The organism is Undibacterium sp. RuRC25W (genome assembly GCF_049339825.1).
In the GTDB taxonomy this organism is placed as follows: domain Bacteria; phylum Pseudomonadota; class Gammaproteobacteria; order Burkholderiales; family Burkholderiaceae_D; genus Undibacterium.
This window is the reverse complement of sequence record NZ_JBMPPD010000018.1, coordinates 16,276-40,947: the sequence shown is the minus strand read 5'-3', so window position 1 is coordinate 40,947 and position 24,672 is coordinate 16,276. Positions and strand designations below refer to the sequence as shown.

The following is a 24,672-nucleotide window of genomic DNA, read 5'->3' as shown; positions in this document are numbered from 1 at the left end:
ATGACCACGACAACCTATATAAAAAAACTGTTCCTTATTAGCCTTTTAGGATTATTGAGCGGACTACTCAACGGCTGTGCCACCACAGCACCTCGCAACGATATTGATCGCAGCGCAGTGGCAAAAGGTCAGGAAGACCGCGTCCAGTTTATTATTTTGCATTACACCGCGATTGACCAGCCAACCTCCTTGCGCGTGCTCAGCACACAAGACGTCAGTGCTCACTATCTGGTCGGGAATGAAACGCCGGTAAAGGTCTGGCAATTAGTTGACGAAAGTCGTATGGCATATCATGCTGGTTACAGCGACTGGCGCGATTTCAGTCGTCTCAATGCCAGTTCAATTGGTATCGAAATTGTCAATCTTGGCTACAAAGAAACGCCGGATGGTCGGGTGTATTTTCCTTTTCCGCAAGCGCAGATCGACCGCGTGATTGCCTTGGTCAAAGATATCTCCACGCGCTATCACATTCGTCCTCAATACATTCTTGCTCACTCTGACATCGCACCACAACGAAAACCAGATCCCGGCCCATTGTTCCCATGGAAGCAATTAGCAGATGCCGGTTTGATTCCATGGCCAGATGCCAGCGAAGTAATGGCGCTGCAGCCAAGCTATGAACAAGAATTACCAGATGTAAAATGGTTTCAGCAAAAGCTGGCGAAAATCGGCTACAAGATCCCGCAGCAAGGGATCATGGATGACGCAACCAAAAATGTCATCGCTGCATTTCAGATGAAATACCGCCCAGAGAAATTTGATGGTGTTCCTGACGCACAAACGGCAGCGATGATTGATGTGTTGCTCAGTAAAATTAAAACCTAAAACAACACCTCATCACCGCCCTCTCATCGTTTATCTCATCAACAGCGTCCCCCCAAGCGGCCGTCAGCTAACTTCATCACGCCTAAAAGCATTCTGTCATCGCATTCTGACCTTTTATCTCATTGTCCTCGTATCGCCTTTTCGGATGGATTAAAGTGACATCACTCCAAGACGACATTGAAAGGAAATATCATGAAACTCAGCGCTAATATGGATGCCGTTGTCATCGCCACTATTGCATTAGTCATGTTGAGCAATCTGGTTCACGTGTTAGTAAGGTAAGACGCCATGTTGACGTTATTTATCTGGCTGATGTTATTTGTGTTTTGCTGGCCGCTTGCACTGATGGCAATCGTACTGTACCCGTTGATATGGCTAATAACATTGCCACTACGGATGATCGGGATTGCGGTAGAGGGTGTTTTTGAACTACTGCGGGCGATTGTGATGCTGCCTGCAAAGATGATCAATCGTGTGCTGTGATCAAAGAGCGATCGCGGCACACGCGGGCATAGAGAAGAGAAATAACGTCCGCGATTGATTAGTGGACGCGATTGAATAAGTCGTGCAGTTCTTCAAACCGATCTTCCAGTTCGTCATTTCCAAGACCAAGAAAATCGCACGCCTGCGTTCCGCCCTTCTCCCACTCAGCCAACGTTTCTTCACCGTGGTATTTGTGAATACTGTATTCAGCGACAAGTGCTAATGCAATGAGCGAGCGCACCGTTTCTGGTGTGGTACTGTCATTAAGCACATTATAATCATGATGCACTAAAATCGCCGTCGATACGTCTTCAGGAAGACCCCAAGTGCGTGCCATCAACGCACCGATCGACGTATGGCTCGTGCTATGGCGCTCTTGCTCAATTGACGTGAACTTATGTTCAAACTGCTGACTCGCGAGCTCCAGCGTTGTCTGATATCCTTCAAAACGCTCCATGAGGATAGGAATACCAATATCGCAGAATAAGCCAAAGGTATGAGCAAGATCCGGCGAGCAAATATGCATGCGGCTCGCCAAGTGCGCCATTGCTTGCGCACGCTTAGCAGAAAAATCCCAGAATTTCACCAGAGACATGTTGTCAACTTTAACTGTCTGCCGAGCAATAATACCCGTCATCAACATGCCACTCTGCCGCATTCCTAATAAATTAACCGCGTGTTCCACCGAACTCGCCTTGAGACGCAAACCAAAAAATGAAGAATTGGTGAGCTTCAGCAGTGAAGCAGCAAGGGCCACGTCATTTGCAATCGTCGCCGCCAGTCGCTTTGGATCTGGCTCTTGCGATGCCAGTTCAGCCTGCACGTCAATTAACATGCTAGGACGTGGCGGTATCCGTATTGTTTTGATCAGCGCGTCAACAGATTGATCGTTCGCAACAGAAGCAATACTCGAATGTGTCATGTTAAAACAATATAAAGGTCATTTCTGGCAAATGACATTTTAACGCACTAATTGTTCAACAGAAATAATTTCGTATAAACAAAATAGCGATCAGACCAACAAATCAGACTAACGAAGCGCGATGGCAACGTACGCTAACCCGCACCAGAGTATCGACAATCTGGTACGAGTAGACAGAATAGCATTTATTTATTTAACCGGAATGACAGTACTATGGTCTACAGCAACCGCTGTCACACTATTTTTTGGTGAACCGTCGACCAATTTATCTGAATAGGTCAGATAAACTAGTGCATTGCGTTTCTGATCAACCATACGAACGATACGCAGTTTTTTGAACAGAATAGACAAGCTCTGATTGAAGACTTCTTCTTCCTGTTTAAGCGGTCCTGTAAAGCTGATCGGGCCAACCTGACGGCAAGCAATCGATGCCTCTGCCTTATCCTCTGCTAGTCCTAAGCCACCAGCAATACCGCCCGTTTTTGCGCGCGAGACATAACACGTGATTCCGTTCACTTTTGGATCGTCATAGGCTTCAACAACGATTTTATGGTCGGGGCCAATCAATTTAAAGGCAGTATCGACACTACCGATCGCTTCTGCGTGTGCGGTTGATGCGAACGCGAAAAACATCGAAACAAACAAGGATGCCGCGCGGACAGATAAATTTATTGCTTTCATTGCTTTCATTGTTTTCACCACCTCTGGTTAATTCACATTCATGCATAAAGGATTCATTTCTTATGCCGCGCTCACCCAGCGACACGCTGCGTCGCCGCGATGGTTGGCACAGGCATTGGCTTTCTCTACTTGTTCAGACGAGAATGACGCTTGCTGTAAATGAAATAGATCGCAATCGCTACCGTCATCCAGGCAAAGAATACCTTGAATGTGGTGCCGGATAAGTCTTTTAAAATATACAAGCAGGCAAAAATACTCAATCCAGGAATCAGATATGGCCCAAATGGCACCCGAAAACCCTCCATCCCCTGACCAATACCCTTACGGCGGATCACCGGAATAGCAGTGGACACCACAATAAAGGCAACCAGTGTGCCCATACTCACCATATCCCACAAGAAGGTGGAGTCAACCAGACCAGCAACGATAGCAACAGCGATACTCACGATGATGGTATTGACAACTGGCGCACGCGTTCGCGGATTAACCACTTGAAAGGAGGAAGGAATCAGGCCGTCTTTACTAATCGCATACAAGATCCGGCTTTGACCGTAGATCGTCACCAACGTCACACTAAACACTGAAATGACCGCACCTGCCGACAAAATCAGTGCAGGCCACGCTTTACCAGTCACATTTTGCAGGATCACGGCCAGACCAGCTTCCTGTCCCTGAAACAAGGCAGCAGGTTGCGCACCGACGGCAGCCACTGCCACCAGCATATAAAACACGGTCACCACGATCAGCGCCGCCATGATGCCCAGAGGGACATTACGTTTGGGGTCTTTGACCTCAGCGCCAGCTGTGGCGACTGTATCTAAACCAATAAACGAGAAAAATACCGTGCCAGCTGCCGAAGTCACGCCCGCCATACCAGCCATACCTTTGCTGTTATCAGTATTAAAAAAAGGCGTGAAATGCTCGATGTTAAAGCCAGAAAAAGCAATCACAGCAAAAAATATCAAAATAACCAGCTTGATCATCACCATGATGGCATTTACCGTTGCCGACTCTTTTGCACCGCGCAACAATAAAAAACAACAAATACAGACTAGCGCCACAGGCGGCAGATTGAATTGTCCGGGATGTAATTCGACCCCATTGGGTCCTGAGACAATCATCGGAGACCGCAACATTTCAGGAATTTTCCAGCCAACCGCATTCTGCAAAAAGTTATTCAGATAATCCGACCAGCCAATGGCGGTGGCACTTGCCGCTAAACCATACTCAAGTAGCAGACAAGCGGCCACCACAAATGCGGCAAATTCACCCACTGTGGCGTAAGCAAACGAATACGACGATCCTGATGCCGGAATGCGAGCAGCAAGTTCGGAGTAGCACAAGGCAGTCAACCCAGCCGTCATCGCTGCGATTAAAAAGGACAAAATAACGGACGGTCCGGCTTTTGGTACCGCCTCCACCATCGTAAAGAAAATACCGGTGCCGATGGTCGCACCAACTCCAATCATCGTCAGTGAAAATATCCCCAACGACCGGTGCAAGCTATTTTGCTGTTGATCTTCAGAGATTATGTCATGCGATTCGACCGCTTTGGTACGGATCAATTGCTTTAAAAATGATGGCTGTCTCAAAATCTATCCTTGTTATTATGTTCAGTTCTTATCAGGTTTTGCGCATCACTGCGCGAAGAAACATGCGGTACCACCGCCCTACCACTTCTGCTTTTGCGCAGATGAATGATCAGAATGCACGGAATGACCATTTTTTTTACTCATACTATGACCTACTAACGGGCGCAGAATATACGTAACAATGTCATAGAACCGACAAAAATTCAGTCTGGTAAAAATGATCATTCACTCTTTTCTGCAAGGTGTTATGTCATTTGTGTTACAGGAAAACCGCAATCATAGCGGTAAATGTCCGGATGATCATTACGGCGCCGTTTTTTTTACAAACTTCGCTGACAGATCTGCGACAGGCATTGTCAAAATGACGCATTCAACTGTTTCAAACTGCATCCACAGAAACATTCTTACCATTTAATTAATAGCAGAGACGTGTTGCACTAACGCCCATTGAATGTGCTCTCGCACCAAATCAGAAGGATGCTCCAGCCTGCTGCTCAACGCGGCAACGATCTCTGGATCGCCGCGCATAGTGACCGCAGCATTACCCAGGCCGACGGCGATATTTCTCAGCCACCGTTCATGACCAATACGTCGAATCGGGCTGCCCTCCATCATGCGCAGAAACTGCGCTTCTGACCAAAGCAATAAGTGCACCATGCGGGCGTGATCGAGACCATGTCGGACCTCGAAATCATCGACCACGGCACTCTGAGCAAACTTATTCCAAGGGCAAAATAACTGACAATCATCACAGCCATACACGCGATTGCCAATGAGTGGACGTAATTCAACGGGAATACTTCCATGCAATTCGATCGTCAGATAAGAAACGCAGCGGCGCGCATCGACCTGAAATGGTGCAACAATAGCCTTGGTGGGGCAGACATCGATACAGGATTGACATTGACCACAATGATTGCCAACAGGCTCATCCACAGGCAATGGCAGATCAACTAGAATTTCGCCTAAAAAAAACATGGATCCCGCTTCGCGGCTCAACAAAAGACTGTGCTTCCCACGCCACCCCAGACCTGCTTTTTCGGCTAACGCGACCTCCATCACTGGTGCTGAGTCGGTAAATACCCGGTAGCCAAACTCGCCAATCTGCGCTGCGATTTTGTCTGCCAGTTGCTGTAAGCGTGAGCGCAACACTTTGTGATAATCACGTCCCCGTGCATACAATGAAATGACGGCCGTATCTGGCGTATGCTGCTTTTCAGCTTCGCGCCAAGATTCCGATGATGGCAGATAATTCATGCGCGCCGAAATCACCCGTACCGTACCAGGCACCAGTTCAGCGGGGCGGCTGCGTTTGGTTCCATGCGCCGCCATATAGGCCATATCACCATGATAACCAGCGTCCAGCCACGCCTGTAACCCTGCTTCGGCATGACTCAGATCGACATCGGCAATCCGAATCTCTGCAAAACCACATTCTTTGCCCCAGGACTTAATTTGCGCCGATAAATCAGCTAATACTTGTTCACTCAGACTCACGCTTCATACTCCGGTGAATACACAAGGGCTGGGCAATATGCTATGTTTAGCGAATTCATGAATAGAAATCAGGCTGTAAATGTCACATTATAAAACTACACTGCACGATGAGGCGGCAACGCAGGCATTAGGTAAATGTCTTGCCCATGCGCTAAGTCCTGGCATGAGCATCTTTTTGCACGGTGATCTGGGCGCGGGTAAGACCTCGCTGACACGCGCCCTCATTCATGCTGCAGGCCATGCTGGCAACGTCAAAAGTCCGACCTATACACTGGCGGAACCCTATGCTGTACGCATTAAGGGGCAGCCAACAACGATCATGCATTTTGACCTATACCGCATGACCAGTGCAGAAGAATTTTTAGAAGCAGGATTCAGAGAAGAATTTAACGAACGGACTATTTGCATTATTGAATGGCCGGAAAAAGCCGATGGTCTGCTACCCGAACCCGATTTACATGTTTTTTTACGCGTCGCGGGCGACGGTCGTGAGGTAGAATTACAAGCGTTGTCTGCTAAAGGTATCGCATGTCTCGCATCACTCCAATTTGTTCCGAATCTGTAAGCGACGAATTCAACTCAGAATTGCGCTTAGAATTAAGCTTAAAACCCACGCTGCCCAACACAACGCGTGCGGCGAAAAAACGTCGCACCTTTCTCAAAGCTGGTGGCACGCTACTCCTATCAGTGCTGGTTCCGCAAACAGCCCATGCTGCTAAGATTCTTGCTGTGCGGGTCTGGCCAGCGGAAGACTATACCCGCGTCACGTTAGAGAATGACAGCGAACTGGTCACCAACTACTTTACCGTCAAAAATCCTGAGCGCTTGGTGGTGGATATTGAGGGCTTAGAACTCAATCCGACCTTAAAAGAGCTGGTCGCCAAAATTCAAGCGAACGATCCCTACATCAAACAAGTACGCGTAGGGCAAAACAAACCTAACGTCGTACGTCTGGTTTTTGATCTGAAAGAAGAAGTCAATCCGCAAGTATTTACCTTGCAACCCGTGGGGCTCTACAAACATCGTCTAGTGTTTGACTTATACCCAGCCTCGGCACCGGATCCGATCATGGCGATGATAGAAAAAGGCGACTGGCAAAGCGACGGAAAACAAACGCAAGTAGCGCCAACAACACCGTTTGCTTCATCAGCAAGCACGCCACCAGTCCCTAATTTACCAGCGCAGGGCACAGCGACTACGCCATCAACCTTGGCGAAGAACGACGTTAAGGTTGAACAAAAAACAGAGTCCAAGCGCGATTCAAAACAAGATGCGTTTCCAGCGGAAAAAAGTACCGGTAACGGTCGCATGATTACCATTGCGATTGATCCGGGTCATGGCGGTGAAGATCCCGGCGCGACAGGACGTGGCGGCAACCGCGAAAAAGACGTTGTCCTGTCGATTGCCAAACGTTTAAAAGCCAAAATTGAGCAACAACCCAACATGCGTGTCATGCTGACCCGTGATGCAGACTTTTTTGTACCGCTCAATGTCCGTGTACAAAAAGCCCGCGCGGTGCAAGCTGATCTGTTCATGTCGGTGCATGCAGATGCGTTTGTTAACGCCTCAGCACAGGGTTCATCTGTCTTTGTACTGTCCGATAAAGGCGCCAGCTCGGCAGCAGCGCGCTGGCTGGCAGATAATGAGAACGCGGCCGATCTGATCGGTGGCGTCAATATCAAAGCCCACGACAAACAACTCGCCAGCGTGTTGCTCGACTTATCAACCACCGCACAAATCAATGACAGCCTGAAACTGGGTAAGGTCGTCTTATCAGAAATCAGCGGCATCAACAAGCTACATAAAGGTTCGGTAGAACAGGCAGGATTTGCAGTCTTAAAAGCGCCTGATATCCCGAGCATTTTGATTGAAACTGCATTTATTTCTAATCCTGAAGAAGAAGCCAAACTGACCGACGAAGCGTATCAGGACCAGATGGCGGAAGCAGTAATGAAAGGAATCAAGAAGTATTTCTCACGCAATCCACCATTAGCGAAGAGTCGCTTTACCTGATCGATAACGTATTAAAAAAGCCCGGAATGCAGATGCATTTCCGGGCTTTTTTAATTTAATCAATGGAAGAGTAAGAATCACAGGCCACGCCCGCTGCAATCCAGCGTCTGACACGCCGGCCAAACCAAGTCTGCCAGCGTTGTGGTAGCCAGACGAGATAGCTTGATGGTTGAATTAGCATGCCGCAGCGGTAAATCTGTTGCGCCTCATCCCAAACCAAAGCGCAGCAACGTCCAGTGCGTTGCCACAAAAAAACGCGGGCAACAGGACAAGGCTCGACAGCACAACAAACGCCACAACCGTTACAAGGCTGTCCCACGTCAGGTTTGACTGGTGCTTGTTGCTGCAGCCAGATTACCGTGGAGGAGGTCGTCGTCTCTTTCAAGGCCGTGCGCTCAGGAAGGCCCTCTCACAGCAGCGGAGAGGGCGAAAAGGGATTGACGAATCTTAAGCCTTGCGACGGAACCCACTCAACAGTTTCCACAAAGCGCCCAACACAATCGGAACAATCGCGACACCGACGCCAAATAAAACGATGGTATTGAGATGATCGCGGATGAACGGAATATTGCCAAAGAAATAACCGCACAGCACGAGAGAAAAAATCCACAACAAAGCACCCAATACATTAAACGTCTGAAATGTTTTGTGCGTCATATCAGAAATTCCTGCAACAAAGGGTGCAAATGTTCTGACAATCGGGATAAAACGCGCTAAGACCACGGTTTTACCACCATGTTTTTCATAAAACTCATGCGTCTTCATTAAGGCATTTTTATCCAGCCAGCCGTAATTCTTCTCAAGAATTTTGTGCCCGATAAGACTACCTATCCAGTAATTTGCCGTATTGCCGAGCACGGACGCAATGATGAATAAAACAATCACCATGACAATGTTCAACGAACCTGTTGCGCTAAACGTTCCAGCGATAAACAACAACGAATCGCCCGGTAAAAATGGACATACAACAAAAGCAGTTTCACAAAAAATAATTGCAAACAAAACAAAATAGACCAAGGTCCCATATTGCCTGATGACGGCATCCAGCATTTTGTCGACATGCAAGATCATGTCAAATAGTTGCACTAAATCCATTATTATCCTAGTCAATGAAGCCGTCGCAATCATACACTAAGCGGTATTACACGCAAGCTCAGACGGGTATAATCGGGGAATGACTACGAATTCTCCCGATTATCGGCCGATTCAGGCCCTTCCCGACCACCTCATTTCCCAGATTGCCGCTGGGGAAGTGGTTGAACGCCCGTCCGCCGTCGTCAAAGAAGTATTAGAAAACGCCCTCGATGCAGGCGCGACCACGATTACCATTCGCCTCGAAGAAGGCGGCGTCAAACGGATTGCGATTTGTGACAATGGCCGAGGAATTCCTCCAGAGCAACTACCGCTCGCGGTCGCGCGGCACGCAACCTCTAAAATTTCATCGCTAACCGAATTAGAGAATGTCGCGACCTTGGGTTTTCGGGGTGAGGCACTAGCGTCCATTGCTTCCGTTTCCTTACTGACTCTGACCACACGTACCGCAGATGGGCCCCATGCGTGGCAAATCGAAGCCGGCAAAATCTCTCCGGCCTCCGGCGCGATTGGTACGACAGTTGATGTTCAGGATCTGTACTACAACACGCCGGCACGACGTAAGTTTTTAAAATCAGAGCAAACAGAGTTTGGTCACTGCGCCGAAGTCGTTCGTCGTATCGCACTCGCCCGTCCGGATGTGTCATTTTCACTCACGCATAATGGCAAAGCCGTCGATCACTGGAACGTCAGCGCCATCGACAAACGCAGTGCGCAGATTCTGGGAGACGCGTTTTCCAGTGCCCGCTTACCGCTCGATGAAAGTGCTGGCCCGCTACGGGTTCATGGCTTTGTTGGCCTGCCAACCGCCTCACGTGGTCGTGCCGATGCCCAGTTTTTTTATGTGAACGGTCGCTTTGTCAGAGATAAACTGCTGACCCACGCCGTCCGCGCCGCCTATCAGGATGTGCTGCATGGTGATCGCTATCCATCCTATGTGCTAGCACTTGATCTGGACCCAGCCTTAGTGGACGTCAATGTCCACCCGTCTAAAATTGAAGTCCGCTTCCGTGATAGCCGTGCCGTTCATCAGTTTGTTTTTCATGCGGTCAGCCGCGCTTTGGCACAGACCTCAGCAACGGCATTTGGCACCGTTCCTGCGCCAGCAACCGCAGCATCAGCAAGCGCTATCATGTCTGGCAAGACACCATGGATTGCCGGCGAACAAACCACCTTTGCCAGCCAGTTCAACACACCTTCGCCGTACACCAACGGTAGCCAAGCGAACTATAGCGGCGGTCAGAACTACAATAACTTTGGTGGCCGCACCGAACAAGGCGTAGCACAACGTCTGCAAAGCTACGGCGCGTTTTTTAGTGGTAGCAATGCCCAAAACACGAATAACAACAATCCCAATCCGATAGGCGTCGCACCGCAAGTCAACACCTCCAGCTTGCCTGACGACGATCATCCGCTCGGCTTTGCGCTCGCCCAGTTGCATGGCGTGTACGTGTTGGCACAAAACAGCAAGGGACTCGTGCTAGTGGATATGCACGCAGCGCATGAACGTATTCTGTATGAGCAACTTAAAAACGCGCTCGATGAAAACGCCATGCCTGTGCAGCCGATGCTGATCCCCATTACGTTTTACGCCGATGCCATTGAAGTCGGCACGGTCGAAGAACATCAGGACACACTCAAGACCCTGGGTTTTGACATGGCGGCCATCTCACCAACAACGCTAGCGGTGCGTGCTGTCCCTGCGCTACTCAAAAACGCTGACGCCCAGTCACTAGCACGCGACGTTCTGCGTGAAGTGCGTGAGTTCGGCGGCTCGCGGGTACTGATTGACCGTCGTAATGAATTACTCGGCACCCTCGCCTGCCATACCGCGGTACGCGCCAATCGCAGTCTGACAGTACCAGAAATGAATGCCTTGCTCCGCCAAATGGAACACACCGAACGCGCCGACCAGTGCAATCACGGCCGCCCCACTTGGGTACAGCTCGGTATGAACGACCTCGATAAGATGTTCCTGCGCGGTCAGTAAAGCACCTACAACAAAATATCGTCTAATCACAAGATCAGTGCGATCGTTTCACACAGAAAGTCAGCATCATGACCAAGGCCAACGTCATCGCCATCATGGGCCCCACAGCAGCGGGCAAAACCGCTGCTGCGTTAGAAATTGCCAAGCATATTCCCGCTGAAATCATCTCGGTGGACTCCGCGCTCGTCTACCGCGATATGGATATTGGTACCGCTAAACCAAGCGCCGAAGAACTCGCAAGTGCACCGCACCACCTGATTGACATCATCGATCCCGCAGAATCCTACAGCGTCGCCCAGTTCCGCAAAGATACCGAGCGCTTAGTCAAAGAAATTCAGGCGCGCGGCAAGTTACCCATTTTGGTTGGCGGCACGATGATGTATTTCAACGCGCTTAAACAGGGTCTTGATGATCTGCCCGGTGCGGATCCAGCCGTCCGCGCAGAACTCGATGCAGAAGCAGAACGCATTGGCGTCCCCGGCCTGCATGCACGCTTGGCAGAAATCGATCCGGAAACCGCGGCCCGCTTAAAACCAAACGATAGCCAACGCATACAACGCGCGTTAGAAATCTACGCCATCTCCGGCGAAACCATGACTACACTCTTCGCCCGCCAGACCAAAGCCGGTCCAGCGTTCGATATGTTATCCGTCTCATTGGAACCAGCAGACCGTAGCGTTTTGCATCAACGCATCGCCTTACGTTTTGATCTGATGCTGGAAAACAGCTTCATCGACGAAGTCGCTGCGCTCAAGCAACGACCTGATCTACATGCCAATCTGCCGTCCATCCGCTGCGTAGGCTATCGTCAAGCTTGGGACTATCTTGACCAACAGTGTCACTACGACGACATGCGCGAACGCGGCATCATCGCCACCCGCCAACTCGCTAAACGCCAACTCACTTGGCTACGCTCCATGCCAGAACGCATCATCATCGATTGCTTAAGCCACAATCCCCCACAACAAATTCTGCAGTTAGCAAAAGAACACTTACATCTACCCGAATAAACACAAAATACCCCTTGTCTTTTTAGAAAATCCCCGACGTTTCCAGCAAAAAAGTCCAGCGCAGGGTTGACACCCGCCCCACAAGCTGCCATAATCTCAGGCTTCTTGGTGATATAGCTCAGTTGGTTAGAGCACAGCACTCATAATGCTGGGGTCGGTGGTTCAAGTCCACCTATCACCACCAGATTCGCGTTCCGACTAGTTCGGTAACGTACAAAGAACCCGCTTCTAGCTTAGGCTACGGCGGGTTTTTTGTTTTCTAAGCGATTTTAACGCCCATTGATAGCCAACGTCTTTGTGAGTACATTTGCGGGTTAACTTTGCTGGTTTTAAGTATTGGCGCATGGGCTACCGTGTTGAGGGTTCCGAGCGACCTATCGCCTTTGGAACGTATCCTAATATCTCCTTAAAAGAGCCAGAGAAGTAAGAACAGCGGCACAGGCACAAATTAAACGCGGAGATAGATCTGTCCTAGGCCAAGCGAATCGAAAAATCAACAAAGCGACTGGCAGCGCCAACGCCTTGGAAACTGTTGCACGCGCTTGGCACGCCAATTAACTTAACACATGGCAAAGTCGTACTGCAGCTCACGTCCGGCACGGCTTAGAAAAAGAGGCCTCTCCTTAATGCTGGCGCATTGACGGCAAGCATGGTGCAAAGGCAGATTGTTAAAGTTAATATTGTAGCGATGAATTTGCGTTAAGACTGCGGTGGGGTAGCGTTGGATTTAAATGTACTTTCACGCACGGTTGTCATTATTAAATTGTAATTTCACGATAAAATTCACTTTGCGATCACCTCTCTATTGTGGCTAAAAAGTGAAACATACCAAAACCATTGTCATCCTCCTTGCCAGCCTCTTAGTCGCTACTGGTGGAGCATGGCTTTATCATGCAAAACCTGCCGATAATGCCGTTGCTGGGACCAACGCACCTGCCAGCGATACCATTCTCGACACACAATTCAAAGGCATTCTATCCAATTACCAAAAAATAATCGTTCTGGTAGCGGATGAAGGCAAGCTATCTAAAACTGAGTTGGATGCCAGCGTCAGAGTGGGCCAAGTCATCTTTCATGAAAATCAGGACACTATTTCACAGCTCAAAACGAGCTTAGATGCGCTAGTCAGCTCAACGCAAGCAAACCGCTTTGAGACCATCAATCACTTGCTCGATTATGTCGAATCAGATCCAGCCCTGTTCGACGCCGATCGCCTGGCATTTAAAGAGGTCATGGCCGCTCTGCTCACGTCAGTGACCAAAGATACTTCACTGACGGCAATCAAAATGCATAAACGGATCTCGGAAGATCTGGATGCATTAAATGAGATTGAGCGTAATTATGAAAAAGAATTAGGCCAGATCTTCGGTCACTTTGAGCAGCGTGGTATTGTCTTAAAGAGAGAAAAATGGGATGCCTACGTTGCGCATTTGAAGCAGCAATATTCACGCGAAAAAATACTCAAAGACTATGGCACTGTGCTGCCTGCGCCGATCAGAGAGGAAGTCATTGAGTCTGATGCCAGCAAACCAGAACGCGAAATTTTCGGAAATCGACTGCCGTCAAAAACTGTCGTGTTCACCTTCGATGATGGACCGCATAAACAGTACACAGAAGAAATTGCCACCATCCTGAAAAAATATGGTGTTCCTGCGGTATTTTTTAATGTCGGGCAAAATCTAGGTGCCATTAATACCGATGGCAGTACCACACTCGCTGCAACGGCAAAGATCAGCCAAAAACTGCATGATGATGGCTTCGTGATTGGGAATCATAGTTTTAGCCATGCGCAATTATCCAAGCTCAGTGGCGACAATCTGAACAAAGAGATCTTTCAAACGGATACGCTGTTAAAGGCAATGGATACGAACCGTTCGCCCTTGTTCCGTTTCCCGTACGGTGCGCATAATCAGGAAGGCTTACAAGCACTGGAAAAAGGACACTTACAGTCAGTGATGTGGAATATCGACTCCTTAGACTGGGCGGATCCTATTCCAAGCTCGATTGCAGACCGCGTCTTGCAAGCCATTGAAAAACAAAATCATGGGATTATTCTATTCCATGATATTCACGACCGCGCAGTCAAAGCATTGCCCGTGGTATTGGACAAGCTCGTCGCCGATGGTTATCAATTTGCAGGATGGGACGGCAAAACTTTCACTGTCGTCAAAGGTAAAAATGCTGCACAAGATAAAGTCTCTGTGAGCCCAGGCTACAGCAACTCGTGGGCAATGGTGATTGGCATTAACGACTACGCCAAATGGCCTAAACTTCAATATGCTGTTCAAGACGCACAGAGTGTACGACAAGTATTGATTGAGAAACTGGGCTTTCCTTCCGACCATGTTTTCGCGCTACAAAATGGCGAAGCAACCCGCAATGGGATTCTGGCTGCATTCCATGATCGCCTCGCCAACCCGAATATCAAAAAAGATGACCGTATTTTTGTGTTCTTTGCCGGACATGGTGCGACGCGTAAGCTCAGCTCTGGGCGTGACTTAGGGTATATCGTTCCGGTCGATTCGGACCCCAATGCATTTGCCGCTGATGCGATCCCGATGACGGAAATTCAAAATATTTCTGAAAGTCTGAACTCCAAGCACGTATTTTTTGTGATGGATGCCTGCTACAGTGGGCTGGGGCTCACCCGAGGTGGTGCCGCTAACTATCTGCGCGACAACGCAAAACGGATTGGTCGCCAGATGTTAACAGCGGGTGGTTCTGATCAAATGGTCGCCGATGGTGGTCCGAACGGGCACTCGGTCTTCACCTGGACGCTCATGCAAGGGCTTTCTGGCAAAGCAGATCTGAACGGTGACGGCATTATCACCGCCACTGAGCTGGCGGCGTATGTCGCACCAGCCGTCGCCGCGGTGTCGCAACAAACGCCAGCATTTGGTAGTTTGCCGGGTTCAGAGGGTGGCGACTTTGTCTTTGAATTACCCGTCGAGAGCGAATTTATCAACACGGCCACGACCCAGTTATCGAATGATGCAATCGCGCTCAATACCAAGCTCGACTCCACCAGACCAGAAGCCGCAGTCAATGACAAAGGTAATGCAGCGCAGCCCAACACCGGTGTCAAAGTACGAGATTTACAGGGTGCAGTACAAACGCTGGTCACGCCGGTGAACACGCCACTCTCTTCACGGCAAATGGCACAACATGCGAATGACCGAGGCTTGCAGTACTACAAAGAAAAACAATACGCCGAAGCCAAAGCGCAATTTACCCAAGCACTGAAACTGCGTCCTGACTTTGCGCTTGCGGCCAATAATCTGGGTTTTGTTTACTACAAGCGCGACCAATTCGCAGAGGCAGCACGATGGTTTGAAAACACCATCAAGATCGATCCTTCAAGGGCGATTGCTTATCTCAACTTAGGCGATGCTTATGTCCATGCAGGAGATAATGTCAAAGCAAAAAAAGCGTATCAGACGTATCTTGAGCTCAGCCCGACTTCGCCTTCTGCGGTTTATGCAAAGAAGCAACTGGAGAAGCTGTAAATACTCTGAAGTCATCTCTGACGTGCCCACAACCACCATTTCTTTGCTGGGAATGGCATGTCAGATCAGGGGCGCAGCGCGTACCTATATTGAATAAACAACATAATATGCATTGAGCATTAAGGCCTCACCCCATTCAAGTGCAACACGATGTTTTTGCACTTCCTCAGTGCATTAATCATGCGCATCGGTCTTTGGCGTCTACCCTCCTCCCTCTGAAATACCCGTTTTTCTCACCTGGCACACATATTGCAATGCAACAGATGTGAGCACAACGACGTGCGAACAAGAATGCAAGGTGCGATGTCAACGGCGACAACGTGCGACAAGGACAATGGCGTCCCCTCGTAGAGAAAGTACGAGCGGATGCCTTTTTTTATTGTTTCGCGCAGCGTGTCTTTATTGTGATCCGCTGCTTTAGCTAGGAGATTCTCATGGATCGTAGTTTTTGGCGCTCCGGCCACACGCCGACATTATTTTGCTCATTCCTGTACTTTGATCTGAGTTTTATGGTCTGGTATCTGCTGGGGCCAATGCAAGTGCAGATTGCTACAGCGCTCGGTTTATCAACGCAGGCCCGCGGATTCATGGTGGCAACGCCTATCTTGGCAGGTGCCCTATTACGCGTTTTCATGGGTTTTCTGGCTGATCGGGTGGGGACAAAGCGCGCTGGCGTTATTGGACAGATCGTCGTGATTGCGGCCTTGCTCTGCGCATGGCAATTTGGCATCCATAGTTTTGCGGGCATCATGTTTTTGGGCCTGTTTCTTGGGGTTGCTGGTGCCTCGTTTGCGGTGGCATTGCCGCTGGCATCTCGCTGGTATCCACCGCAACATCAAGGTACAGCGATGGGTATTGCAGGTGCGGGCAATTCAGGTACGGTACTGGCGGCTTTATTTGCGCCGATGTTAGCGACCGCGCTCGGCTGGCAAAATGTGTTTGGTGTTGCGTGCATTCCGCTCGTGCTGTTGCTGATCACCTATTCACGCTTCGCAAAAGATGCGCCTGGCACTTTCATGAAAAAGGATGTGAGCGACTACCTGCGCATGCTGCGTGACTCGGATGCATGGTGGTTTATGTTTTTCTATTCCCTCACGTTTGGTGGGTTTTCTGGATTCGCGAGTGCGCTGCCTGGTTACTTCCATGATCAGTTTGGCTTTGATCCTAAAACAGCAGGATTGGCAACGGCAGCATGTGTGTTCGCTGGCTCGGTGATGCGTCCACTCGGTGGTGTGTTAGCTGATCGTATCGGCGGTACAAAATCGCTGCTGGTCGTGTTTGCAAGCACCTCCGTATTGATTGCTACTGCAGGCTTTCATGTTGGTGGCTCAGTCGGCGCGCTGACGCTGTTTATCATGGCGATGCTGTGTCTAGGTGCTGGTAACGGTGCGGTGTTTCAGTTAGTACCACAGCGTTTCAGTAAAGAAATCGCTGTCATGACAGGCTTGATTGGTATGGCGGGTGGGATTGGCGGCTTTGCCCTCGCAGCCAGCCTTGGTGCGATCAAACAAGCCACTGGCGACTATTCTGTAGGATTATGGTTATTCTCTTTCCTCGCGGCATTAGGATGGGTCAGTCTGAGTGGTGTGAAAGCCCGTTGGAGAACAAGCTGGTCCGCAGGTATGGTTCGCGTCTGACGATGAAAGGTACACTATGAAAAAGCTTAAATTAGTCGTCGTTGGTAACGGGATGGCGGGTATCAGAACAGTGGAAGAATTACTCGCCATTGCGCCGGATATGTATGAAATTACTATTTTTGGGAATGAACCGCACCCCAACTACAACCGTATTCTCTTATCACCTGTGTTGGCTGGAGAACAGGATTTTAAAGATATCGTACTTAACCCTGTGTCTTGGTATGAGGAAGCAGGAATCGATTTACGTATGGGATGTGCGGTGTCCAAGATTGACCGGATTAAACGCCAGGTCATTACTGATGATGGTAGCTGCACACCGTACGATCGTTTGTTGATTGCTACCGGATCGACGCCATTTATTCTGCCGGTGCCGGGCAATAAACTCGATGGTGTCATCAGCTATCGTGATATTCATGACACGGAAACTATGATCGAGACAGCACGCATTAAAAAAAATGCGGTCGTCATCGGTGGTGGATTGCTGGGTCTAGAAGCAGCGAACGGCCTTCGTTTGCGTGGCATGAATGTGACCGTTGTCCATCTGGCTGAGTGGTTATTGGAACGTCAGTTAGATAAAACTGCAGGAAAGCTGCTTCAGCAATCGCTACAAGAGCGTGGCTTAGATTTTTTGATGGGAGAAGTGACTGAAGAAGTCATCGGCAATGAAGAAGGTAAAGTCAGCGCTGTACGTTTCAAGAGTGGCACCACCATTGATGCAGATCTCGTTGTCATGGCCGTGGGCATACGCCCAAATACGGCACTGGCAGAGGCAGCCGGCATTTACTGTCAACGCGGGATTGTCGTCAGCGACGCATTGCAAACCTATGATCCGCGCATTTATGCCGTGGGCGAATGCGTCAGCCATCGTGGTGTGGCGTATGGCCTGGTTGCGCCGCTGTTTGAGCAGGCAAAAGTGTGTGCGAATCACTTGGCACAAATGGGTATAGGACGCTACCTTGGCTCGTTCCTGTCCACAAAACTCAAAGTCACTGGCATTGACTTGTTTTCAGCAGGTGAGTTCATGGGCAAAGAGGGCAGCGAAGAAATCGTGCTGTCTGACCCAGCAAGTGGCATCTATAAAAAATTAGTCATCAAAGATGATCAGTTGATCGGCGCCTGTCTTTACGGTGACACCACTGATGGTGGTTGGTATTTCAAGTTACTCAAAGAGGGGCGAAAACTGGGTGAACTGCGTGATCACATCATGTTTGGCGAATCTAATGTCGGTGATGTGGGCGTGCAAGGGCAAAGTCGTGCCAACCAGATGCAAGATACAGATGAGGTCTGTGGCTGCAACGGTGTCTGCAAAGGTACGATCGTCAAAGCGATCAAAGACAAGGGACTGTTCACCCTCGACGATGTCAAGAAACAGACCAAAGCTGCCAGTTCGTGCGGCTCCTGTACTGGATTAGTTGAACAGATTTTATTGAACACGGTGGGCAGCAGTTTTCAGGAAACACCAAAAACCAAAGCCATCTGTGGTTGTACCGACCGTAATCATGGTGAAGTACGCAAAGCGATTCGTGAACATCACTTGTTAACGCACAAGAGTACTTACGACTTTCTTGAGTGGCGCACACCCAATGGCTGTGCGACCTGCCGTCCTGCGATCAATTATTATTTACTATCGACGTGGCCACACGAAGCCATCGATGATCCGCAAAGTCGCTTCATTAACGAACGTGCGCACGCCAACATTCAGAAAGATGGAACATTCTCAGTCATTCCACAAATGAAAGGTGGCGTCACGAATGCATCCGAATTGCGTCGCATCGCTGATGTAGCTGATAAATATGCGATACCTATGGTGAAAGTAACTGGTGGTCAACGGATTGACTTGTTAGGCGTAAAGAAAGAAGATCTGGTCCATGTCTGGTCCGATCTAGGAATGAATTCTGGCCATGCTTACGGCAAATCAATTCGTACAGTCAAAACCTGTGTCGGTATCGAATTCTGTCGATTTGGGACGCAAAACAGTACCCAAATGGGAATCGACTTAGAAACGATGCTGGCCAATATGTGGTCTCCGCATAAAGTAAAACTAGCGGTATCTGGTTGTCCTCGTAACTGTGCTGAAGCTGGCATTAAGGATGTCGGTGTGATCGCTGTCGATAGTGGCTGGGAATTGTACGTTGGAGGAAATGGCGGCATCAAGACCGAAGTCGCACAGTTTTTAGTGAAAGTAAAAACTGCTGAGGAAGTCAAAGAATATGCCGGTGCTTTCTTGCAGTTATACCGTGAAGAAGCCTATTACCTCGACCGCTCGGTGCATTATATTGCCAGAGTAGGCCTTGACTATATCAAAGCAAAAGTCGTCACCGATCATGCGCAACGGAAAGTGTTGTATGAGCGCTTACTTTATTCGTTAGACGGTTTGCCTGATCCATGGGCCGCTCGTATCAAAGGAGCGCAGCGTCATGAATTCATTCCATTAAAAGTCATCGCGTAAGGAAAAATGAAATGAACATCATCAAAGGTGAATGGGTACACATTTGTCAGGTGGACGATATTCCTGAACTGGGCTCCCGCGTGATTGAACGGGCTGATGGCAATATTGCTGTGTTCCGTACCAATGGCGATAAGGTTTTTGCACTACTGGATCGCTGCCCACATAAAGCAGGGCCGCTTTCTCAGGGGATTGTTCATGGCGAGTCAGTGACCTGTCCACTCCATAACTGGCAAATTGACCTGAGCAGTGGTGAAGCCAAAGCGCCGGATGTTGGATGTGCACGGCACTTTCCTGTGAAAGTGGAGTCAGGTCAAATTTTTCTCGCATTACCTTAGTCAGGATTAAGACATGCAGACAATGCCGACAACGCGGATAGTGCCAACAATGCGAACAATCACCAAATCAACCTGCTGTTACTGTGGGGTGGGGTGTGGCGTACTGATCGAATCTGAGGGGGATCGCGTGGTCGGGATTGAGGGCGACCCCGATCATCCAGCCAACTTTGGCAGACTATGCAGTAAAGGTTTGTCATTGCCACTGACTGTCAGCAATGATACTGGGCGCGCTTTATATCCTGAACTGCGGATCGATCGTACCTCGCCACGTCGCCAAGTGGATTGGGAATCAGCACTGGAAACGGTCGCACTACGTTTTTCTGACATTATTCGTTTGCATGGTCCTGATGCTGTGGCGTTTTATGTATCAGGACAATTGCTCACAGAAGATTATTACGTCTTCAACAAACTAGCAAAGGGATTGATCGGTACCAATAATATCGACACCAATTCCCGTCTGTGTATGTCAAGCGCCGTTACTGCCTACAAAATGGCCTTTGGCGCTGACGCACCACCTGGTTGTTATGAGGATTTAGAACACGCGACAACCGTGTTATTTGCGGGCAGCAATATAGCTTATGCCCATCCGGTCTTGTATCGCCGTCTGGAAGCCGCTCGCGAGAAAAACCCCGATGTCAAATGGATTGTGATCGATCCACGGCGCACAGATACCGCAGCAATGGCAGACCTGCATCTGGCCATTGAACCTGGAACTGATGTGGCGCTTTTTAATGGCATGCTGCATCATTTAATCTGGGAAGGCTGGCTTGACGAAACCTATATCGACGAACATACCGATGGATTTGCGACAGTAAAAAATCTCGTCCGTGAATACACGCCACGTGTTGCAGCGGAGATCTGCGGCATTACAGAAAAAGATCTGATTCAGGCAGCCGAGTGGTTTGCGGTGTCGCCCTCTTCCTTGTCGCTTTATTGCATGGGTCTAAACCAATCGAGCCATGGCACTGATAAAAATATTGCGCTGATTAATTTACACCTCGCAACCGGACAAATCGGTCGCCCAGGAGCGGGCCCCTTTTCGCTAACAGGTCAACCAAATGCGATGGGCGGACGCGAAGTCGGCGGCATGGCAACCATGTTGGCGGCACATCGCGATATTACAAATCCCATCCATCGGGCAGAAGTCGCCGAACAATGGGGCGTTGAGCACATGTCGGCGACACCAGGTTTGCCTGCGGTGGCGATGTTTGATGCAATCCTAAGCGGAAAAATCAAAGCGGTCTGGATTGTCTGCACGAATCCCGTCCATTCCATGCCAGACACCGACAAAATTCGTCAAGCACTGCGCTGTGCTGAGTTTGTGGTCGTTCAAGAAGCATTTATGCACACTGATACTGTCCCTTTTGCTGATATTGTCCTGCCTGCAAGTAGCTGGGCAGAAAAAGCGGGAACAGTAACTAATTCTGAACGGCGTATTTCAATGGTCCGTCAGGCAATCTCCCCACCTGGGGATGCCAAACCGGACTGGTGGATTGCAAATAATATTGCCCGCCGCATACAGGCGCAGCTTCATCCAGAGCTGAAGGATCTGTTTCCATTTACATCACCAGAATCTGCATTTAACGAACATCGCTCGCTGACCATCGGGCGCGACTTGGATATTGGTGGTCTAAGTTACGCTGTCCTAGAAAAACAAGGCCCGCAACAATGGCCATTCCCTCAAGGGCACATAGCGGGTCAGACCCGTCGGTATACCGACGGACTGTTTCATACTGCAAATCATCGCGCCCAGTTTCATGCCACTAAATACCAACCAGTAGCAGAAACGACCAATGCACGCTTTCCTTTTCACTTAATGACAGGAAGGCTGCGAGATCAGTGGCATGGCATGAGCCGTAGTGGTCGTGCTGCGCAAGCATTTGCGCATGACCCACAACCAGCATTGACCATGCACCCAACTGATGCTGAACGTCGTGGCTTTAAGACCGGTGACTTGGTTGTCATTAGTAATAAGCAAACGAAAATGATTTTACCGTTACAACTATCCGACGAGGTAAAATCTGGTACTGTTTTTGCTGCAATGCACTGGAATGGTCAATATTTAAACAGTGGCGGTATCAACGAAGTGATTACTGGCAAAGTCGATCCACGTTCATTTCAGCCAGAATTAAAGCACGCCGCAGTGAGGATTGAAGCTATCGAATTGCCATGGCGGGTAGTTGCTGCGTGTCGCGGGAATGTGTTGGCGATGCAGGCGCGTATTCAGCCTTTGCTACGACAGTGCGCGTATGCCGCTATCACTGTCGAAAATGACATCGTGATATTAAACGCAGCGCATCATTCACCGCCTGAGGGGTGGCTGGAAAGCCTCTCTGACGCGTTGGAATTCGTGGTCGGCCCAGAGACATTGGAATACCGTGACGAGCAACGTCATATTGCAAAACGAGCGCAATGGAAGGATGGACACCTAGCTGGATTTATATTTTCGGGTGATATTCAAAGTGCAGATTTCGCCTTGAATCATGTGCGACAGAAGCAGGCATGGCAAGGTTCACGTCTGGCGATTTTTTCACGTCACACCGGAGGACAGGTGGTAGACCGCACCATTTGTCAGTGCATGCAGGTGAAAGAGTCGCGTATCGAGAATGCGATTCGTCAAGGTGCAACGTTGACGCAACTTAAAGTAACATTAGGATGTGGTAGTGTCTGCGGCTCCTGTCTACCGCAGATCGCGCAGATGGTTGCGAAAATCAATGTAGCCTAAATTGGGGCTCAAATTTGGGCGCACTGTGGCCTTGTTCATTTGCAGATTATTTATAAAAGTCGATTTCTTATTTCATGCTCCGCGTTCTTCTCATCAACGATACTGATAAACCCATTGGCGAGCTTTGTCAGACACTGATTGAAAACGGCTACGATGTTCTGCCGCTGGTTGCGACCTCACGCGCACTCTCGGAGGCAGTGAAGCAACAAAAGCCGGATATCGTCATCGTCGATACTGAGTCACCTTCACGAGACACGCTTGAGCAACTCGCACTGATGCATTCATCCGCCCCTCGCCCCGTCGTCATGTTTAGCCATGATGCCGATCAGCATTTGATTAGCGCCGCGGTCGGCGCAGGGGTTACCACCTATGTTGTCGATGGACTGGCACCAGAAAGACTGGCACCGATCTTGACGGTGGCGCTAGCCCGTTTTGCTGCTGAGTCACGCTTACGTCAACGATTAGCGACGGTAGAAAATGAACTAGCTGATCGCAAAGTTATCGATCGGGCTAAAGGTTTATTGATGGATAAAAGAAAGATGAGTGAAGCAGAGGCCTACGAAACACTGCGTAATCAATCCATGAAACAAGGAATGAAAATTGCAGAAATTGCGCGCCAGATCATTGCAATGGCTGATCTGCTGACCTGAAAGAAATCCACATGACTTCATTGCCAACTTCACTCTCTGCCGTGACAGACGTCACATCATCCGCACCACCAGAGCGCCCACACTTACGTATCGGTTATGTGGCGCTGATTGATAGCGCACCGTTAATCGTCGCCAAACAAATGGGTTTCGATCAACGTCACGGCATTACACTAGAACTCTACCAACAGCCGTCTTGGGCAGCGATTCGCGATAAATTACTCTCAGGAGAACTAGACGCAGCGCAGACGTTGTATGGTTTAGTCTATGGTGTTCAGATCGGCTTAGGTGGCCCACAAGCGGATATGGCAATATTGATGACCTTAAATCGCAATGGTCAGGCAATTACGGTATCAAATCAACTAGCCGATCAATTAAAGGAAGGGCAATCACTGCGTGCGGCCTTGAAAACGCTCGGCAGAAAACCTGTCTTCGCACAGACATTCCCGACCGGAACCCATGCGATGTGGCTCAACTACTGGCTCGCAGCAAACGGCATCCATCCCGTCAGCGACGTAGAGAGCATCGTCATTCCACCACCGCAGATGCCTGAAGCCCTCGCACATGGCGAACTAGACGGTTTTTGCGCCGGAGAACCATGGCACGCCGTCGCCGAACATAATAAGAGCGGACGAACTATCGTCAGCAGCAGCCAGATCTGGCCAGATCATCCTGAAAAAGCACTCGCTTGTCGCCGTGAATTTGCCGCACTGTATCCCAACACGGTACAAGCGTTAATTCGAGCGATGCTGGAATCCTGCCAGTGGATTGAAGCGACTGAAAATAAATGGCAACTCAGTACCTGGTTAGCGCAACCAGAATATCTGCATCTCGCACAAGATTTAATACAGTCGCGTCTCGTTGGTCGTCGCCTGGACGACGAAAATGCAGAGCGAGGATCAAACTTGCCAATCCGTTTTTTTACCGACGCGACAACGAATTATCCGCTGCCAGCAGATGGTCTTTGGTTTCTGAGCCAGTTTTACAGATGGGGTTTATTAAAATCGACCAGCGACTGGGACGCTATTGTGAACCAGGTGTGTCAGACTGCACTTTATACACAGGCAACGCAACAACTCGAGCTTACCCTAGAACCAACTAAAACTACTGAAATTCAATTCATTGATGGTCAAATCTGGGATGGCCATGATGCGGTAAGCTATGCAAAGCAGTTCACAATAAACGCTGTTAGCTAGGTGTGCTTATTGTTTGACTACGCAACGCAACACCAGAAAAATAATCCGGCGCATTCAACGGCAATCAATATC

At 49.3% G+C, this 24,672-nt stretch carries 20 protein-coding genes and 1 tRNA gene; 15 read left to right on the top strand and 6 right to left on the bottom strand.

The features are described from left to right. Both ACO0KV_RS10010 and ACO0KV_RS10005 read left to right on the top strand, forming a co-directional pair. Positions 1-825, top strand: a complete 825-nt coding sequence (locus ACO0KV_RS10010) for an N-acetylmuramoyl-L-alanine amidase (protein WP_423042367.1) — start codon at positions 1-3, stop codon at positions 823-825. A 288-nt stretch (positions 826-1,113) separates the two neighbouring features. After that, positions 1,114-1,308, top strand: a complete 195-nt coding sequence (locus ACO0KV_RS10005; RefSeq protein ID WP_423042365.1) for a hypothetical protein — start codon at positions 1,114-1,116, stop codon at positions 1,306-1,308. A gap of 58 nt (positions 1,309-1,366) precedes the next feature. Here ACO0KV_RS10005 and ACO0KV_RS10000 read toward each other — a convergent pair whose 3' ends face one another. The 4 genes from ACO0KV_RS10000 to queG all read right to left on the bottom strand — a co-directional run bounded on the left by ACO0KV_RS10000 (position 1,367) and on the right by queG (position 6,000). Beyond that, the gene (locus tag ACO0KV_RS10000) at positions 1,367-2,230 is read right to left on the bottom strand and encodes an HDOD domain-containing protein (RefSeq protein WP_423042363.1); all 864 of its coding nucleotides are present in this window, start codon (positions 2,228-2,230) and stop codon (positions 1,367-1,369) included. Positions 2,231-2,419: 189 nt separating this feature from the next. After that, positions 2,420-2,911, bottom strand: a complete 492-nt coding sequence (locus ACO0KV_RS09995) for a CreA family protein (protein WP_423042361.1) — start codon at positions 2,909-2,911, stop codon at positions 2,420-2,422. 125 nt (positions 2,912-3,036) lie between these two features. Then, on the bottom strand, positions 3,037-4,503 hold the full coding sequence (locus tag ACO0KV_RS09990) for an APC family permease (protein ID WP_423042359.1): 1,467 nt from the start codon (positions 4,501-4,503) through the stop codon (positions 3,037-3,039). Positions 4,504-4,914: 411 nt separating this feature from the next. Next, complete coding sequence (gene queG / locus ACO0KV_RS09985; RefSeq protein WP_423042357.1) at positions 4,915-6,000, bottom strand: tRNA epoxyqueuosine(34) reductase QueG; 1,086 nt, start codon at positions 5,998-6,000, stop codon at positions 4,915-4,917. A gap of 79 nt (positions 6,001-6,079) precedes the next feature. On the opposite strand from queG, the gene tsaE reads away from it, so the two are divergent. Further along, positions 6,080-6,565 carry a tRNA (adenosine(37)-N6)-threonylcarbamoyltransferase complex ATPase subunit type 1 TsaE gene (gene tsaE, locus ACO0KV_RS09980; protein ID WP_423042355.1) on the top strand — a complete coding sequence of 162 codons (486 nt, stop codon included), beginning with the start codon at positions 6,080-6,082 and terminating at the stop codon, positions 6,563-6,565. Continuing rightward, positions 6,529-8,013, top strand: a complete 1,485-nt coding sequence (locus ACO0KV_RS09975) for an N-acetylmuramoyl-L-alanine amidase (RefSeq protein ID WP_423042353.1) — start codon at positions 6,529-6,531, stop codon at positions 8,011-8,013. The genes tsaE and ACO0KV_RS09975 overlap by 37 nt, the downstream gene beginning before the upstream one ends. A 55-nt stretch (positions 8,014-8,068) precedes the next feature. Here the strand turns inward: ACO0KV_RS09975 and ACO0KV_RS09970 are convergent, their stop codons facing one another. Beyond that, a complete protein-coding gene (locus tag ACO0KV_RS09970; protein ID WP_423042351.1) occupies positions 8,069-8,398 on the bottom strand; it encodes a hypothetical protein in 330 nt (109 codons plus the stop codon). A 62-nt stretch (positions 8,399-8,460) separates the two neighbouring features. Continuing rightward, positions 8,461-9,108, bottom strand: coding sequence for a VTT domain-containing protein (locus ACO0KV_RS09965; protein WP_423042349.1), 648 nt, complete (start codon positions 9,106-9,108; stop codon positions 8,461-8,463). 79 nt (positions 9,109-9,187) lie between these two features. Between ACO0KV_RS09965 and mutL the strand changes: the two genes are divergently transcribed. The 11 genes from mutL (at position 9,188) to ACO0KV_RS09910 (ending at position 24,600) form a co-directional block, all read left to right on the top strand. Continuing rightward, positions 9,188-11,095, top strand: a complete 1,908-nt coding sequence (gene mutL, locus ACO0KV_RS09960; RefSeq protein WP_423042347.1) for a DNA mismatch repair endonuclease MutL — start codon at positions 9,188-9,190, stop codon at positions 11,093-11,095. A 68-nt stretch (positions 11,096-11,163) separates the two neighbouring features. Beyond that, a complete protein-coding gene (miaA, locus tag ACO0KV_RS09955) occupies positions 11,164-12,105 on the top strand; it encodes a tRNA (adenosine(37)-N6)-dimethylallyltransferase MiaA (RefSeq protein ID WP_423042345.1) in 942 nt (313 codons plus the stop codon). Between the two features lie 107 nt (positions 12,106-12,212). Then, a tRNA-Met gene (locus ACO0KV_RS09950) sits at positions 12,213-12,289 on the top strand. A gap of 123 nt (positions 12,290-12,412) precedes the next feature. Next, positions 12,413-12,532, top strand: a complete 120-nt coding sequence (locus ACO0KV_RS09945) for an Arm DNA-binding domain-containing protein (RefSeq protein WP_423042343.1) — start codon at positions 12,413-12,415, stop codon at positions 12,530-12,532. 391 nt (positions 12,533-12,923) lie between these two features. Continuing rightward, the gene (locus ACO0KV_RS09940) at positions 12,924-15,611 is read left to right on the top strand and encodes a polysaccharide deacetylase family protein (RefSeq protein WP_423042341.1); all 2,688 of its coding nucleotides are present in this window, start codon (positions 12,924-12,926) and stop codon (positions 15,609-15,611) included. 434 nt (positions 15,612-16,045) lie between these two features. Beyond that, entirely contained in the window at positions 16,046-17,248 is a 1,203-nt protein-coding gene (locus tag ACO0KV_RS09935) for a nitrate/nitrite transporter (protein ID WP_423042339.1), read from the top strand. A 16-nt stretch (positions 17,249-17,264) separates the two neighbouring features. After that, entirely contained in the window at positions 17,265-19,697 is a 2,433-nt protein-coding gene (gene nirB / locus ACO0KV_RS09930; protein ID WP_423042337.1) for a nitrite reductase large subunit NirB, read from the top strand. Positions 19,698-19,708: 11 nt separating this feature from the next. Further along, a complete protein-coding gene (gene nirD, locus ACO0KV_RS09925; protein WP_423042335.1) occupies positions 19,709-20,032 on the top strand; it encodes a nitrite reductase small subunit NirD in 324 nt (107 codons plus the stop codon). A 13-nt stretch (positions 20,033-20,045) separates the two neighbouring features. Further along, on the top strand, positions 20,046-22,757 hold the full coding sequence (locus ACO0KV_RS09920; RefSeq protein ID WP_423042333.1) for a molybdopterin-dependent oxidoreductase: 2,712 nt from the start codon (positions 20,046-20,048) through the stop codon (positions 22,755-22,757). Between the two features lie 74 nt (positions 22,758-22,831). Beyond that, entirely contained in the window at positions 22,832-23,407 is a 576-nt protein-coding gene (locus ACO0KV_RS09915; RefSeq protein ID WP_423042331.1) for an ANTAR domain-containing response regulator, read from the top strand. A gap of 11 nt (positions 23,408-23,418) precedes the next feature. Then, complete coding sequence (locus tag ACO0KV_RS09910; RefSeq protein WP_423042329.1) at positions 23,419-24,600, top strand: CmpA/NrtA family ABC transporter substrate-binding protein; 1,182 nt, start codon at positions 23,419-23,421, stop codon at positions 24,598-24,600. The last annotated feature ends 72 nt before the right edge of the window (positions 24,601-24,672 follow it).

Excerpts from the sequence above, each read along its gene's own strand:
- ACO0KV_RS10010 (WP_423042367.1), top strand. The coding sequence starts at position 1 with ATGACCACGACAACCTATATAAAAAAACTGTTCCTTATTAGCCTTTTA.
- ACO0KV_RS10005 (WP_423042365.1), top strand. The coding sequence starts at position 1,114 with ATGTTGACGTTATTTATCTGGCTGATGTTATTTGTGTTTTGCTGGCCG.
- ACO0KV_RS10000 (WP_423042363.1), bottom strand. The coding sequence starts at position 2,230 with ATGACACATTCGAGTATTGCTTCTGTTGCGAACGATCAATCTGTTGAC.
- ACO0KV_RS09995 (WP_423042361.1), bottom strand. The coding sequence starts at position 2,911 with ATGAAAGCAATAAATTTATCTGTCCGCGCGGCATCCTTGTTTGTTTCG.
- tsaE (WP_423042355.1), top strand. The coding sequence starts at position 6,080 with ATGTCACATTATAAAACTACACTGCACGATGAGGCGGCAACGCAGGCA.
- ACO0KV_RS09975 (WP_423042353.1), top strand. The coding sequence starts at position 6,529 with ATGTCTCGCATCACTCCAATTTGTTCCGAATCTGTAAGCGACGAATTC.
- ACO0KV_RS09965 (WP_423042349.1), bottom strand. The coding sequence starts at position 9,108 with ATGGATTTAGTGCAACTATTTGACATGATCTTGCATGTCGACAAAATG.
- mutL (WP_423042347.1), top strand. The coding sequence starts at position 9,188 with ATGACTACGAATTCTCCCGATTATCGGCCGATTCAGGCCCTTCCCGAC.
- miaA (WP_423042345.1), top strand. The coding sequence starts at position 11,164 with ATGACCAAGGCCAACGTCATCGCCATCATGGGCCCCACAGCAGCGGGC.
- ACO0KV_RS09935 (WP_423042339.1), top strand. The coding sequence starts at position 16,046 with ATGGATCGTAGTTTTTGGCGCTCCGGCCACACGCCGACATTATTTTGC.
- nirB (WP_423042337.1), top strand. The coding sequence starts at position 17,265 with ATGAAAAAGCTTAAATTAGTCGTCGTTGGTAACGGGATGGCGGGTATC.
- nirD (WP_423042335.1), top strand. The coding sequence starts at position 19,709 with ATGAACATCATCAAAGGTGAATGGGTACACATTTGTCAGGTGGACGAT.
- ACO0KV_RS09920 (WP_423042333.1), top strand. The coding sequence starts at position 20,046 with ATGCAGACAATGCCGACAACGCGGATAGTGCCAACAATGCGAACAATC.
- ACO0KV_RS09915 (WP_423042331.1), top strand. The coding sequence starts at position 22,832 with ATGCTCCGCGTTCTTCTCATCAACGATACTGATAAACCCATTGGCGAG.
- ACO0KV_RS09910 (WP_423042329.1), top strand. The coding sequence starts at position 23,419 with ATGACTTCATTGCCAACTTCACTCTCTGCCGTGACAGACGTCACATCA.